The 13780-nt window shown below is 67.7% G+C and carries 10 protein-coding genes; 7 read left to right on the top strand and 3 right to left on the bottom strand.

Annotated features, from left to right (window positions below):
- Both HBE64_RS07660 and HBE64_RS07665 read left to right on the top strand, forming a co-directional pair.
- Nucleotides 1-1017: an alpha-ketoacid dehydrogenase subunit beta gene (locus tag HBE64_RS07660; RefSeq protein WP_167099886.1), complete on the top strand. Its 1017-nt coding sequence runs from the start codon at nt 1-3 to the stop codon at nt 1015-1017.
- A complete protein-coding gene (locus HBE64_RS07665) occupies nt 1014-2114 on the top strand; it encodes a dihydrolipoamide acetyltransferase family protein (RefSeq protein WP_167099889.1) in 1101 nt (366 codons plus the stop codon). The genes HBE64_RS07660 and HBE64_RS07665 overlap by 4 nt, the downstream gene beginning before the upstream one ends.
- Here HBE64_RS07665 and HBE64_RS07670 read toward each other — a convergent pair.
- Nucleotides 2111-4162, bottom strand: a complete 2052-nt coding sequence (locus HBE64_RS07670) for an Ig-like domain-containing protein (protein WP_167099892.1) — start codon at nt 4160-4162, stop codon at nt 2111-2113. The genes HBE64_RS07665 and HBE64_RS07670 overlap by 4 nt on opposite strands.
- 73 nt (nt 4163-4235) lie before the next feature.
- Here HBE64_RS07670 and HBE64_RS07675 point away from each other — a divergent pair, with 73 nt between their 5' ends.
- The gene (locus HBE64_RS07675; RefSeq protein ID WP_167099895.1) at nt 4236-5519 is read left to right on the top strand and encodes an HNH endonuclease signature motif containing protein; all 1284 of its coding nucleotides are present in this window, start codon (nt 4236-4238) and stop codon (nt 5517-5519) included.
- 2 nt (nt 5520-5521) lie between these two features.
- On the opposite strand, the gene HBE64_RS07680 is transcribed toward HBE64_RS07675, so the two are convergent.
- Nucleotides 5522-6268 carry an enoyl-CoA hydratase gene (locus HBE64_RS07680; RefSeq protein WP_167099898.1) on the bottom strand — a complete coding sequence of 249 codons (747 nt, stop codon included), beginning with the start codon at nt 6266-6268 and terminating at the stop codon, nt 5522-5524.
- A 33-nt stretch (nt 6269-6301) separates the two neighbouring features.
- Entirely contained in the window at nt 6302-8416 is a 2115-nt protein-coding gene (locus tag HBE64_RS07685; protein ID WP_243841621.1) for an acyltransferase family protein, read from the bottom strand.
- Nucleotides 8417-8547: 131 nt separating this feature from the next.
- Between HBE64_RS07685 and HBE64_RS07690 the strand changes: the two genes are divergently transcribed.
- From HBE64_RS07690 to HBE64_RS24455, 4 genes are read left to right on the top strand one after another with little or no spacing between them, the layout of a single operon-like run.
- Nucleotides 8548-9207, top strand: coding sequence for a cysteine hydrolase family protein (locus tag HBE64_RS07690; protein ID WP_167099901.1), 660 nt, complete (start codon nt 8548-8550; stop codon nt 9205-9207).
- Nucleotides 9208-9212: 5 nt separating this feature from the next.
- Nucleotides 9213-10772, top strand: coding sequence for an acyl-CoA synthetase FdrA (gene fdrA, locus HBE64_RS07695; RefSeq protein WP_167099904.1), 1560 nt, complete (start codon nt 9213-9215; stop codon nt 10770-10772).
- A complete protein-coding gene (locus HBE64_RS07700) occupies nt 10769-12178 on the top strand; it encodes a DUF1116 domain-containing protein (RefSeq protein WP_167099907.1) in 1410 nt (469 codons plus the stop codon). The genes fdrA and HBE64_RS07700 overlap by 4 nt, the downstream gene beginning before the upstream one ends.
- 2 nt (nt 12179-12180) lie before the next feature.
- The gene (locus tag HBE64_RS24455) at nt 12181-13548 is read left to right on the top strand and encodes a carbamate kinase (RefSeq protein ID WP_208300583.1); all 1368 of its coding nucleotides are present in this window, start codon (nt 12181-12183) and stop codon (nt 13546-13548) included.
- Nucleotides 13549-13780 lie beyond the last annotated feature (232 nt).

Here is a 13780-nt window from a genome sequence, read left to right on the forward strand (position 1 = left end):
ATGACCCAGATCATCGAGCCGCCGGCGTTCATGAGCACCTTGCCCGAGGTCACCACGCTGACCATGGCGCAGGCGATCAACCGTGCACTACACGATGCGATGGCGGCCGACGACCGCGTCCTGGTCTTCGGCGAGGACGTCGCCCAACTCGGCGGGGTCTTCCGCATCACCGAGGGTTTGACCGAAACCTTCGGAGCACAGAGGTGTTTCGACACCCCGCTCGCCGAGTCGGCGATCATCGGAATGGCGGTCGGCCTGGCCCTGCGCGGGTTCGTCCCGGTGCCCGAGATCCAATTCGACGGCTTCTCCTACCCGGCGTTCGACCAGGTGGTCAGTCACCTCGCCAAGTACCGCACCCGCACCAGGGGCGAGGTGGACATGCCGGTGACGGTTCGTATCCCGTCGTTCGGCGGTATCGGTGCGGTGGAACATCACTCGGAGTCCACCGAGACGTACTGGACGCACACGGCGGGGCTGAAAGTGGTGGTGCCGTCTTCTCCGTCGGACGCCTACTGGCTACTGCGCCATGCCATCTCGTCCCGCGACCCGGTGATCTACCTGGAACCCAAACGCCGCTACTGGGGCCGCGAGGCCGTCGACCTCGTCGAACCGGCGCCCCCGATCGGGCGCGCCGTCGTGCGCAGGGCGGGTAGTGACGTCACGGTGCTGACCTACGGCGGGCTGGTCGCCACCGCACTTGGTGCCGCGGAGATCGCCGAGGCCGATCTGGAAGTGATCGACCTGCGGTCGTTGAACCCCTTGGACTTCGAGACCGTCGCAGCGTCGGTGACCAAGACCGGGCGCGCGGTGATCATGCACGAAGGGCCGCGGACATTGGGCTTCGGGGCCGAGCTGGCCGCCAGGATCTCCGAGGAGTTGTTCTACGACCTGGAAGCTCCGGTGTTGCGGGCCACCGGATTCGACACCCCCTACCCGCCGGCCCGGATGGAGAAGGTGTGGCTGCCCGGCGTCGACCGGCTGCTGGACTGTGTCGAGAAAGCGACGCGACGGCCATGAGCGACTTCCTGGTTCCCGACCTCGGCGAAGGCTTACCGGACGCCACGATCACCGGCTGGGCGGTCTCGGTGGGTGACGTCGTCGAACTCAACCAGACCCTGTGCACCGTCGAGACCAACAAGGCCGAGGTCGAGATACCCAGCCCATACTCGGGCCGGATCGTCGCTCTCGGCGGTGCCGAAGGCGAAACACTGCCCGTGGGAACGCTGTTGGTCCGCATCGACACCGGTGCGCCGGAGCCGCGCACACCGGTCCTCGTCGGTTACGGCACCGACAATGGCATGGATCGCAGCAGGCGGGTACGGGCGGCGCCCAAGGTGCGCAAGCTGGCGGCTGAACTTGCTGTGGACCTGGCGAGCCTGGCACCGGGATCAGGTGCCGATGGGATCGTCACCCGCGACGACATCGAAGCCGCTGTGGGTGCGGAAACGGTTGCAGTGCAGGGTGTTCGGGCGCGGATGGCCACGCAGATGTCGTTGTCGCGCAGCCGAATTCCCGATGCGCACGCAAGTGTGCAGGTGGAGTGTTCGGCGCTGCTCCGGTTGCGCGACCGGCTGGCGGTGACGCCGTTCGTGCTGACACTGCGGATGCTGCTCATCGCGTTGAGCCGGCATCGGTTGCTCAATGCGACCTGGGTGGACGGTGATGGTGGCGCGCAGATCCGGCTGCACTCAGATATCCGGCTGGGGGTCGCGGTGGCTACCGAGCGGGGCTTGGTGGTGCCGGTGATCGCGGATGCGCACCGGCTCACCACGCGCCGGCTTGCCGCCGCCGTCGAACAGCTCGTCGACAACGCGCGAAGCGGGTCGTTGTCCCCGGCCGAGTTGGGCAATTCGACGTTCACGGTGTCGAACTTCGGCGCCCTGGGCCTCGACGAAGGAGTGCCGGTCATCAACTATCCCGAGGCGGCGATCCTGGGCGTCGGCTCCCTGCGGCCACGCGCGGTCGTGATCGACGACGAGGTGGTGGCCCGCCCGACGATGACGCTGACGTGCGCCTTCGATCACCGGGTCGCCGACGGCGCTCAGGTCGCGGCGTTTCTCACCGATCTGCGCGGACTGATCGAAGCGCCGGAGACCGCGCTATTGGATTGTTAGGCCTGCGGATACGGCCAGTAGCGCTTGTTGTAGCCGAGCTGACGCGCCGCGATCTGGGCCTGGCGGTCGTACGGGATCGCCGGCAGGTTGAGCGCGCTGATGGGCACGACGTATGAGCTGACGTTCGGGTCGGTGGTGTTGGCGGGGTCGAAGTCCTGGAATCGGATGGAGATCGTCCCCTGATTCAGGCCGCCGGTGGACACCCAGTTGACGAAGCCCGGGTCGGAGGGCGAGACCACGATGGTGTAGCTACCGTCGCCGTTGGCGACCGCCTGGCTGGCGTTGAGGCTGGTCTGCTCGTCCCAGTAGTTGTTGGTGATCGTCCAGTCGTTGGTCACCGGCACCACGAAGTACTTCGCGTTGTTGGGCTTGATGGTGATCACCAACGCGTCGTCGTTGCCGAGCTGGAAGTAACCGGTGCTCTGCAACTGAGTGGACAGGAACTCCGCATTGTGGGCGGGATCGGTGAGCACATTCGGCGCCTTCTGGGTGGCCACCCCCATGTACTTGTCCTCGCCGCTGATCCCGAGCAGCAGCATGATCGTGGCGGCCTCCACGGACTGCAGGATGCGGGGTGCGGACAGCGGCGGAATGAGTGAAACCAGCTGTGTCAGAAGCGGGTTGGACGATACCAAGGGTCCGATCCCCGGGATGGCGAAGCCGCCGATCTGGCTGAACAGGCTGTCCGGCGGGCCGCTGACCCGCAGGATCGACAGGCTCATCGGTTGTTCGTTGTTCCAGTCCGCCAACGTGTTTCGGGTCGTGATGAGTGTTGTGCCGGGCGGCAGGTACAGATGGTTGGTCTGGCCCGGGGCGGTGGGCGTGGAATCGACGGTGATGGTGAACGAACCGTCCGAACCGACGACGAGGTCTTTACCATTGAGGTTGTCGGCGGTCGTCCCGCTCAATCCGGTCAGCACGCTGAAGTTGGTGTCGGCAGGCAGCGACCCGTCGAACCGTCCGGTGATGACGTACTTCGAGGCGTTGTTCACCCCGACGAAGCGGTAGATCGTGTCGGGGTTGTCGTACCAGATCCGCGCACCGGAGAAGCTCTGCATGTACCAGTCGTGCGGCGGATTGACCTGCTGCAGGATCTTCGGACTGTTCGAATTGAGCAGCAGCACTTCGATAGCCGCCTGGTTGGCGTACTCGGTGACAGCCTGGTCCAGCTGGGCCATATTGACCTGATCAGCACCGCCCACGGCGGCGAAGTTCTTCCGAGCCGCCAGCCACCACCCCGCTTTGAGGACGATCTTGGCCACCTGCATGATCGGCGAATTCGCGATCTGGGCGACGAGTTTCTCAGCCTGGAGCTGATCGGCGGTGGCGAGCACAGTGTTCGGAAGTGTACTTCCCGGGTTCTGCAGCACGGTCACCTGTTGTGTGGCGGTGGCGCCGCCGCCGGGTGCGAAAAGCGTTGCCAGCCCGTGCCAATGCGGCGCGTTGCCCGGGCGGTCGTCAGCGGTCACGGTGAAGGTGTCGGTTCCGCCGAGTGTCGTGAAGTCCGGGTCGGGGGAGTAGGTGAACGTCCCGTCGGCATGGATTTGGACATTGCCGTGCTGAGCGCCGCTGGCGGTGTAGGTCAGGGCGTAGCCGTTGGCCTGGGATGCGTTGAGGGTGCCGGTGATGACGCCGTCGGGGGCCTGGACGTTCTGGGCCGCGTTGTAGGCGAGCACCGGGGTCTGCGCGAAGAACGTGTTGCCGATGCTCGGAGGGGGTTGGCTGGCGGTCTGGGCCTGTTCGACTTCTCGGCGCGCATAACCGACGAGATCGGTCAAGGATGTCGCGGTCGTCGGGACCACCGGGCGGCCCGGGCTGGCGACGGCGGCGCTCGGGCGCGCGGTCACCTGAATGACACGGGTGCGGTTGGGTGCTGCCCGGTTATCGGTGGACTTGGCGGGCTGCCGCGCGGAGTGCGCTGTGGAGCTTCCGGTGTCGGCAGCCGCGATTCCGGGAGCGTTGGCGACGGCCAGCCCGATGCCGAGGGCGAAGGCGAGCGCCCCGACCCGTCCGATAGTGGGAGAACATCGGCCAGGTGTGTTCTGCATCACATGCGGACTGTAGGGGATCAGATGACCGTGCGGCCCCGAATTGTCTGGGGTGCCGACTAGTATCGAACATATGTGCGAATCAATGTGGGATATCGGCCCTGCCGTCGAGGAGTCGGCGCTGGTCGAGCGTATTGCCGCCCTCGAGCGGCTCAAGGCGGCGGCCGCCGCCAGGCAGGCTCGTCTGGCAGTCGCTCTGGATACGGCGCGTCGAAACGCCGAGGAGGCCGCCGGAATTCCGGCCGCACGACGAGGTAAGGGTGTGGCTACCGAGGTGGCGCTGGCGCGGCGGGACTCGCCGGCTCGTGGTGGCCGGCATCTGGGCTTCGCCAAGGCGCTGGTCAACGAGATGCCCCACACCCTGGCAGCGCTGGAAAGCGGTGTGTTGTCAGAGTGGCGGGCAACTCTGATTGTGCGGGAGTCGGCCTGCCTGGCCGTCGAGGACAGAAACCGGCTCGACGAGGAACTGTGCGCTGACCCGACCACGCTGGACGGTGTCGGGGATGCGGCACTGACGGCCGCCGCAAGGGCGATCGCTTATCGCCTCGACCCGCACGCAGTGGTGGACCGGGCGGCCAAGGCGGCCGGTGAGCGCACGGTGACGATCCGGCCCGCGCCGGACACGATGACGTATCTGACCGCGCTATTGCCGGTGGCTCAGGGTGTGGCCGTGTATGCCGCTCTCAAGCGAGAGGCCGACGTCTGCTTCGACGGGCGTTCCCGCGGGCAGGTCATGGCCGACACTCTCGTCGAGCGGGTGACCGGGCGGCCTGCGGACGTACCCGTACCGGTATCGGTGAATGTGGTGATCTCCGACCAGGCACTGCTCGGTGCCGAGTGCGGGTCCGCGGCAATCGTCGGCTACGGCTCGGTGCCTTCGGCCGTTGCGCAGAAGTTGGTCTTGGACGCCGTGGCGGACAAGCGGTCGCGCGCCACGCTCCGCCGGTTATATGCCCGGCCCGCGGGAGGGGCGCTGGTCGCGATGGAGTCGCGGTCGAGGTTGTTTCCCAAGGGGCTGGCCGACCTTATCGAGGTGCGTGACCATCGCTGTCGGATGCCGTACTGCGACGCGCCGATCCGGCACCGCGACCATGCCAAGCCGCACCGCCGGGGTGGGCGGACCAGTGCGATCAACGGGCTGGGAACGTGTGCTGGATGCAACTACACCAAGGAAGCCGCAGGTTGGAAGGTCGGCACGGGAATCAGTGAAAATGGCAGGCACACTGCCGAATTCACCACTCCTACCGGTGCGCACTACCACTCGGTGGCCCCGCCGGTGCCGGGCACACCCAAGACGGAGCCCACGGAGGTCGAGGTGTGGCTCAACAATCGGCTGGTTGAGCTGGTTGTCGCCTGACGCTATTTGCGCTGAGCGGCAGCCAGCCGGGCTTTGAACTCGGGGGCCTCGATCGAGTCGGCCTGCGGTCCGAGCTCGATGTCCTTGGCGGCCGCGTGATGGTCGGTGTCGAGGAATCCGGGAATCGCCGTGGCGCGCATCGACGCCTTCGTCGCGATCACGACATCGCGCGGCGCCGACGCAGGGCCGGCGGCCAGTTCCAGCGCGGCCGCGACGGGATCATCGGCGATCTCCAGTGCCAACCCGTGGCGCACCGCGGCCTCGGCGTCGAACCGCATGCCGAACAGCAGCGCGGCGCGCGCCACCTGAGGGCCGACGGCTCGCTGCAGCATCCAGGTGGCCCCGCCACCGGGGTGGATGCCGAGCTTCTGGAACCGCGGGTCGAACAGGGCGTGTGGTCCGGCGATGCGGACGTCGGCCGCCAGCGCCAGGTTGAGGCCTGCCCCCACGGCGGCGCCGTTCACCGCCGCGATGGTCGGCAGCGTGCACCGGCCGACCGCCATGAAGCCGGCATAGATCCGTTCGAGGCCTTCGCGGGCGGCCGCCCCGAGAGCCGACAGGTCGGCTCCCGCGCAGAACGCCTTACCTGCCCCGGTGACGACGACGGCGTGGGCCTCGGCTTCGGCGGCCTCGACAGCGGCCCGCAGCTGCTCGGACATCGCATCGGTGACCGCGTTGCGGCGGTCCGGATCGTTGACGGTGATCAGCGCGACACGGTCGCGCACCTCATAGAGGACCAAATCTGGCACGGAACTGAGGCTAGCAATGGTGGCCGGCCCAGCTCAGCTGCGTGGCGAGATCGCCTCGTCGGCGAGCATCGCCAGCACCGGCCCCACGGTGCGGGCGTAGCTGACGGTCACGTGGTTGTCGTCGCGGAACACCAGGTCGTTGCCGATGATCACCGGGCAGACGGTGTCGGTGCAGAACAACGACGACAGGTCGGCATACCACCCGCCCGCCGAGCGAACCGCCGCCGACTCGGTCGCAATACCGTTGGCGTTGAGGGCTGTTGAACGCGCCGGCGTGCAGTCGCGGGTATCGGCCAGATGATCGGACAGGCACACCGGCACGACGGCGTGCGGGTCGGGCACCGGTCCCAGCACCAGCACCCGGCCACCGGTGGCCGTGCGCAGTTCCATGACCAAAGCCTTGAGGCTGTCCAGCCAGGCCCGGTCGTAGGCGGTGAAACCGAAGTCCGCGCCGTAGCGCCGCGACATGTCGAGCACCACCAGTTTCGGGCGCTCGGCCTGCAACCGGTCCATCACCTGCGCGCGCCAGGTCTGGCATTCGGTGTACTCGCGGCCCAGGTACGGGCTGCTGATGCCCACGTCCTGCAGCGGACAGGTGATCTTGGCCATCGTCTCGAGCCGCCAATGCCGTTGCTGGGCAGCAGGTTCCAACCCCGGTAGCCACATCGCGGCGTGCGAGTCACCGACGAGTGCCACCGTGGTCTTGCTCGACAGGTCCCCGGATGCGCAGTCCGGGACTCCGTCGTCGCGCCAGGACCGCACACACCCGTTGACGAACACCGCCGGCTTGTCGGTGGCGGCCTCGGAAAGCGGGGGAGTCAGGTTCGACGGAACGTCGTGGCGCTGCGCGGAGGCGGCCACCGCGGCGGCGATCTTCCCGATCGCATCGGCCAGCGGATCGGCTGCGGTGACCCCGCGCGCCTCGGTCAGCGCCGCCGGAGCGGGGTTGCCATGCCCGACCGAGGTCGGCACGAACATCGGCAACAGCAGGGCCGCGCTGACCGCGACCGCGGTCACCGCGCTGCCGAGCACGAGGCTGCGGCCCGCAGACCGGCGCAGCCGAATCGAGTGCCGCACCGGCCGCTCGACGTAGCGCAAGGTGAGCACCGCCAGCGCGAACGACGCCGACACCGCCACGATGCGACCGGCGAGCCCCAGCTCATGACCGACCAGCAGCGGCGCGAACACCAGCGCCGGCCAGTGCCACAGGTACCACGAATACGACAGCCGGCCGAGGTCCCGCAGCCACGGCGAGGCAAGCCAGCGGCCCACGCCGCGCACCGGGGTGCCGCAGCCTGCGGCGATCACCAGCGCGGTGCCGAGCACCGGAAGCAGCGCCGCGGTGCCCGGATACGGCGTGCGTTCGTCGAACTGCACAGACGCGACGACTACCAGAGCCAGCCCGGCGAACCCCGCCACCGCCGACGATCCCGGCCCGAGTCGCCGCCACACCCGCACCGACAGCGCGACCAGACCGCCGACGGCCAGTTCCCACGCCCGCGACGGCAGGGCGAAGAACGCCCACGGCGGCGCGGACGTCGTCCACGTCAGTGCCAGGGCCAACGACGCGCCCGCGACCACCAGCAGGGCCACGACGTACGGCGACCGCGACCTGATCCGGCGGCGGCGAATCACCCATGCGGTCGCCAGGATCAGCAGCGGCCACACCAGATAGAACTGCTCTTCCACCCCCAGCGACCAGTAGTGCTGGAACGGCGAGGGCAGGTTGTCGGCGAGGTAGTCGGTGCCGTGTATCGCGAATCGGTAATTGCCGACATACAGCGCACTGGCCAGTGCGTCACCCAACGCCGAGCGGGCCTGCAGCGGAGGTAACAGGGTGGCCGCCGCCACCGCCGTGATCACCAGGACCGTGCCCGCCGCCGGCAACAGCCGCCTGGCCCGCGCCGCGTAGAACCGGTACAGACTCACCCCGCCGGTGCCCGACACCTCCGCCATCAACAGGCGGGTGATGAGGAACCCGGAGATGACGAAGAAGACGTCGACGCCGACGAACCCGCCGCCCAGCCCCAGGTGGCCGTGAAAGGCCACCACGGCGACCACCGCGACGGCCCGCAATCCTTCGATGTCAGGGCGAAAGTCAGCGCGCGACGTGCGTCGTCGCGTTCTGGTCGTAGTGGGGGACAGGATGGGCTCATTGTTGCCGTCAGCCGCCCGGTGGCCGTGGTGCCACGCCAGGCAAAAGTCGACGACAGGCGCAGATTTGATTGTTGCGATTCAATTGAGCGGCCCCGCCCCGTGCTCGTCAGAAGGGACGTTTGATGCCCACGATCGTTGCAGAGCCTTTTCCCCTGAACTTCGATGTGGACAGCACAGCGCTGGTCATCATCGACATGCAACGGGATTTCGTGTTGCCCGGCGGCTTCGGTGAGGCGCTCGGCAACGACACCTCTCTGCTGCTGGCCGCCGTCGAGCCGATTCAGCGGGTACTCAACCGTGCGCGCGAGATCGGCATGTTCGTCGTCCACACCCGAGAGGGACACCGTCCCGACCTGTCCGACTGTCCCTCGGCGAAACTCCACCGCGGCGGGCAGACCTTCATCGGTGAGCCCGGGCCGATGGGCCGCATCCTGATCCGCGGCGAGCAGGGCCACGACATCATCGACCAGCTGTACCCGATCGAGGGTGAGCCGGTCATCGACAAACCCGGCAAGGGCACCTTCCACGCCACCGACTTCGGCCAGATCCTGTCCGATCGCGGCATCAAGACCCTGGTGGTGTGCGGGGTGACCACCGAGGTGTGCGTGCACACCACCGTCCGCGAGGCCAACGATCGCGGCTACGAATGTGTGGTGCTGTCCGACGGGGTGGCGTCCTACTTCCCGGTGTTCCAGCGCGTCGCCCTGGACATGATCAAGGCCCAGGGCGGCATCTTCGGCTGGGTCTCGGACTCCGAGCGTTTCCTGGCCGCGGTGTCCTAGTCAGCATGACCACGAACTCCCGGTTCTACCCCAACCTCTACAAGGACTCGGTGTCCTTGATGACGGTGTCGGCGCAGCTGACGTCGGTACCGGGCATCGAAGCCGCCTCGGTCGCAATGGCCTCGGCCACCAACGTCGACAACCTCGCCCAGGCCGGCCTGGGCACCTTCGACGTCCGGCCCAACGACCTCGTCGTCGCGGTCTCAGGCACCGAGGACGCCTGCGCAGAAGCGCTGGCCCTGGCCGACTCATTGCTGTCTGCCGCACCCGGGGGCGGTGACGACACCGTTTCGGCCGCACCGGTCACCAGCATCCAGATGGCCGTCGCCAAGGACCCGGCGCTGAACCTGGCGCTGATCTCGGTACCCGGCGACTACGCCGCCGCCGAGGCGATGAAGGCGCTGCGGCTGGGCCTGGACGTGATGGTGTTCAGCGACAACGTCAGCCCGGAAGCGGAGCTGGCCCTCAAGCAATACGCCCGCGAGGTCGACCTGATGGTGATGGGCCCGGACTGCGGCACCTCGATCGTGAATGGCATCCCGCTCGGGTTCGCAAATGTGGTGCGGCGCGGCCCGATTGGTGTTGTCGGTGCCTCGGGCACGGGCACCCAGGAGGTCACCGTGCGGGTGCACCAGAACGGTTCGGGTATCTCGCAGGCACTCGGCACCGGCGGCCACGACCTGGCCGACGCCATCGGCGGCATCTCCATGCTGTACGGCCTGGCCGCCCTCGACGGCGATCCCGGGACGTCGGTGATCGTGCTGGTCTCCAAACCACCGTCACCCGATGTCGCGGCCACTGTGCTGGCTGCCGCCGAAGCCAGCGACAAACCCGTCGTCGTCATCTTCCTCGGCGCCGACCCGGCCTCGATCACCCGCAACGGTGTGTACGGCGCCGCCTATCTCGCGCAAGCCGCCGACATGGCCGTCGAACTGGCGCGCGGGCAGAAGCCGCAGAGCGGGGAGATCACCATCTCCAACGAGATGCGCCGGGTCCTGGGCGATCTGGCCGGCTCGATGGCGCCCAGCCAACGTTATGTGCGGGGCATCTTCTCCGGCGGCACCTTCTGCTACGAAGCCCAGTTGGTGCACCGCGCCCGCGGCATCTCCGCCTACTCCAACACCCCGGTCACGGGCAACAGCGCACTCGACGACATCCGGATCAGCCTGCAGAACACCATCGTCGACATGGGCGACGACGAATTCACCCAGGGCAGACCGCATCCCATGATCGACCCGTCCCAGAAGGACGCCCGCATCCGCGACGAGGTGGCCGATCCGACGACGGCGGTCGTGCTGTTCGACGTGGTGCTCGGCTACGGATCCGCCGATGATCCGACCGCTGAACTGATTTCGGTCATCGGCACGTCGAAGGCCAAGGCCCGCGCCGAAGGCCGCACCGTCGCGTTCATCGGCTACGTGTGCGGCACCGATCTGGATCCCCAGGACCGTGCAAAGGCCGTCGCCGGTCTCAAGGCGGCCGGTGTCCTGGTCGCGTCGAGCAATGCCGAGGCGGCCGTCTGGTCGGCGGCGCTGATCGCCGAGCGCGAAGGAGTCACCGCGTGAAGAAACTCTTCGACGAAGACATCAAGGTCGTCAACATCGGCCTGCAGGGCTTCGCCAACAACGTCACCGCGGCGGGCGGGCAGGTCACCAATCTCACGTGGGCACCCCCGGCGGGAGCCGATGCGGCACTGGGCTGGACGCTGGCCACTCTGGTGGGCGACCCGCGTATCGAGGATGCCAACCGAACGGCTTACGACCGCTACCTGGCTGCCCAACCCCGCCTGATCGACCTCGTCCGCGCCAGTGAAGCGATCGCCGGCCTGGGTCCGGGGGAGCGGCGCATTCTGCACTCGGGTCCGCCGATCGCGTGGCCAGACATGTGCGGACCGCAGCGCGGCGCGATCGCCGGGGCGATCCTCTACGAGGGCTGGGCCGACGATCTCGACGCGGCCGAGAAGCTCGCCGAAAGTGGTGCGGTGTCACTGGAACCGTGCCACGAGCACAGCGCGGTCGGGCCGATGGCCGGCATCATCAGCCCGTCGATGCCGGTGTGGGTGGTGGAGAACACCGCCGCCGGAAACCGGGCCTACTGCAACCTCAACGAGGGGCTGGGCAAGGTGCTGCGGTTCGGCGCCAACTCGCCCGAGGTCCTCGACCGGTTGCGCTGGCTGGGCAGCGACTTCTTCGACACCATGCAGGTCGCGGTGCGCGGGCTGGTCGACCCGGACCTCAAACCCCTGATGGCACAGGCGCTGCACATGGGCGACGAACTGCACAACCGCAACGCCGCCGCCTCCGCGCTGCTGTTCAAGCGCCTCACGTTGTCGCTGATGGGCGCTGATCTGCCCTCGGATGCGGTGCGCCGCGCGTTGGAGTTCGTGGCCGGCAACGACCACTTCTTCCTCAACGTGTCGATGGCGGCCTGCAAGTCGATGACCGACGCCGCGGCCAATGTGCCGGGCAGCAGCATGGTGACGGTGATGGCACGCAACGGCGTGAACTTCGGCATCAAGCTCAGCGGCACCGGCGACCAGTGGTTCCAGGCACCAGCCAATCCTGTTGACGGACTGTACTTCCCGGGCTACACCGTCGACGACGCGGCCGCCGACCTCGGCGACTCGGCAATCACCGAGACCAACGGCCTCGGTGGGTTTGCGATGGCGGCCTCGCCCGCGATCGTGCAGTTCGTCGGCGGCACCCCTGCGGATGCGACGGCCAACAGCCGCCGCATGCTGGCCATCACACTGGGCGCCAACCCCGCATTCACGTTGCCGCCGTTGAACTTCGGCGGCACACCGGCGGGAATCGACGCCCGGCTGGTGGTCGACTCCGGAGTCCTGCCGATCATCAACACCGGAATCGCCCACCGCCAAGCCGGTGTCGGTCAGATCGGAGCGGGTATCACCACCGCGCCGATGGAATGCTTCAACGACGCACTGGCCGCGCTCGCGGCGGGACTGGAGTGAGCGTGGGAACCGCAATCGTCGCCTTCGGTGGCAATGCTCTGGTCACCGACGCCGAGCACGACTCCATCCCGCAGCAGTACGACACCGTCAGGCGGACCGTCCCACCCCTGATCGACATGGTCGAGCAGGGCTGGAAACTCGTTGTCTCCCATGGCAACGGACCCCAGGTCGGCTTCATCCTGCGCCGCTCGGAGCTGGCCTCCGACGAGGTCGACCCGGTGCCCGTCGACTACGCTGTCGCTGACACCCAGGGCGCGATCGGCTACATGTTCGTCAAGGCGCTGCGCAATGAACTGGCCCGCAGGGGGTTGTCGCACCCGGTGGTGGCGGTCGTCACCCATTCGGTGGTCAGTCTCGACGATCCGGCCTTCGAGAACCCGACCAAGCCGGTCGGTTCGTTCCTCGACGAAGCCAAGGCCACGAAGATGGCTGCGGCGCTGGGGTGGACGATCGCCGAGGACGCCGGGCGGGGCTGGCGCCGCACCGTCGCATCGCCGCGGCCGACGGCGATCCTGGAGACCGATCTGATTCGTAAGCTCCTCGACGACGGGGCGATCGTGGTCGCGGTCGGCGGTGGCGGCATCCCGGTGAGCGTCTCGGCCGACGGGACGCTCACCGGCGTGGAAGCTGTGGTGGACAAGGACATTGCCTCGGGTCTACTCGCCCACGACCTGGCCGCGGATCTGTTGATGATCCCGACCGGGGTGCCGCGCGTGGCGATCGGCTTCGGCACACCCGAGGAGAAGTGGCTCGACACCATCACCGTCGAACAAGCCCGGCAGTACATCGCCTCCGGCCAATTCGGCAAGGGGTCGATGGAACCAAAGGTCGAGGCCGTCGCCGACTTCGCCGCCACGACTCCCGGAGGCACCGGCATCATCGGGGCAGCCGAGGAGATCCCTGCGATCCTGGCCGGCACATCGGGCACCCGGATCGTCGGCGCAGCCGCAGCACCGCAGCCGGCGCGCAGCGGCTCGGGGGCCGTGCTGCTGGCGGTCAACGGCACCCTGATGCGCGGACTCAAACTCTCGCCCAACATGGCGGCCGCCGGTGCCACGTTCGTCCAGGAGACCACCACCGAACCGGTGTACCGGATCTGGACCATCAACGACGACCACCCCGCCATGATCCGGGTCACCGACGGGTCGGGAGTGGCCGTCGCGGTCGAGGTGTGGTCGGTACCCGCCGCCGGGCTGGCCGGAATCTTGTTGAACGAGCCACCCGGGTTGTCGATCGGCAAAGTCAACCTCGCTGACGGGTCGACGGTTCTCGGTGTGCTCGGCGAGCCTGCTCTGGTCGAGGGTCAGCGGGAGATCAGCCGGCACGGCGGCTGGCGCGCCTATATCGCCGCGGAGGGCATCTCGTCCTGATCTGTTCCTGGTTTGCTGAAGCCGGATGCGCGGACCGAACAGCGATGGAATCCAATTTGCTGGATGGAATTCTGCAGTAGCCAGTATCGGACGCACACGACGGTGTGATCGCCCAAAAACACTGTTAGCACAGGCTAAGTCGCGTTCAGCGTCGACCCGATTCCGGCCTCTGGTCGGGAACTAATGGCCGCCGAGGCCGTAAACTGTCGCGAGGGTCAGAATATTTAGTCTC

It is taken from the genome of Mycobacterium sp. DL592 (genome assembly GCF_011694515.1).
Lineage (GTDB): Bacteria > Actinomycetota > Actinomycetes > Mycobacteriales > Mycobacteriaceae > Mycobacterium.

Bases quoted from the DNA above. Each gene is read 5' to 3' on its own strand.
- HBE64_RS07660 (WP_167099886.1), top strand. From the start codon at position 1: ATGACCCAGATCATCGAGCCGCCGGCGTTCATGAGCACCTTGCCCGAG.
- HBE64_RS07665 (WP_167099889.1), top strand. From the start codon at position 1,014: ATGAGCGACTTCCTGGTTCCCGACCTCGGCGAAGGCTTACCGGACGCC.
- HBE64_RS07670 (WP_167099892.1), bottom strand. From the start codon at position 4,162: ATGCAGAACACACCTGGCCGATGTTCTCCCACTATCGGACGGGTCGGG.
- HBE64_RS07675 (WP_167099895.1), top strand. From the start codon at position 4,236: ATGTGCGAATCAATGTGGGATATCGGCCCTGCCGTCGAGGAGTCGGCG.
- HBE64_RS07690 (WP_167099901.1), top strand. From the start codon at position 8,548: ATGCCCACGATCGTTGCAGAGCCTTTTCCCCTGAACTTCGATGTGGAC.
- fdrA (WP_167099904.1), top strand. From the start codon at position 9,213: ATGACCACGAACTCCCGGTTCTACCCCAACCTCTACAAGGACTCGGTG.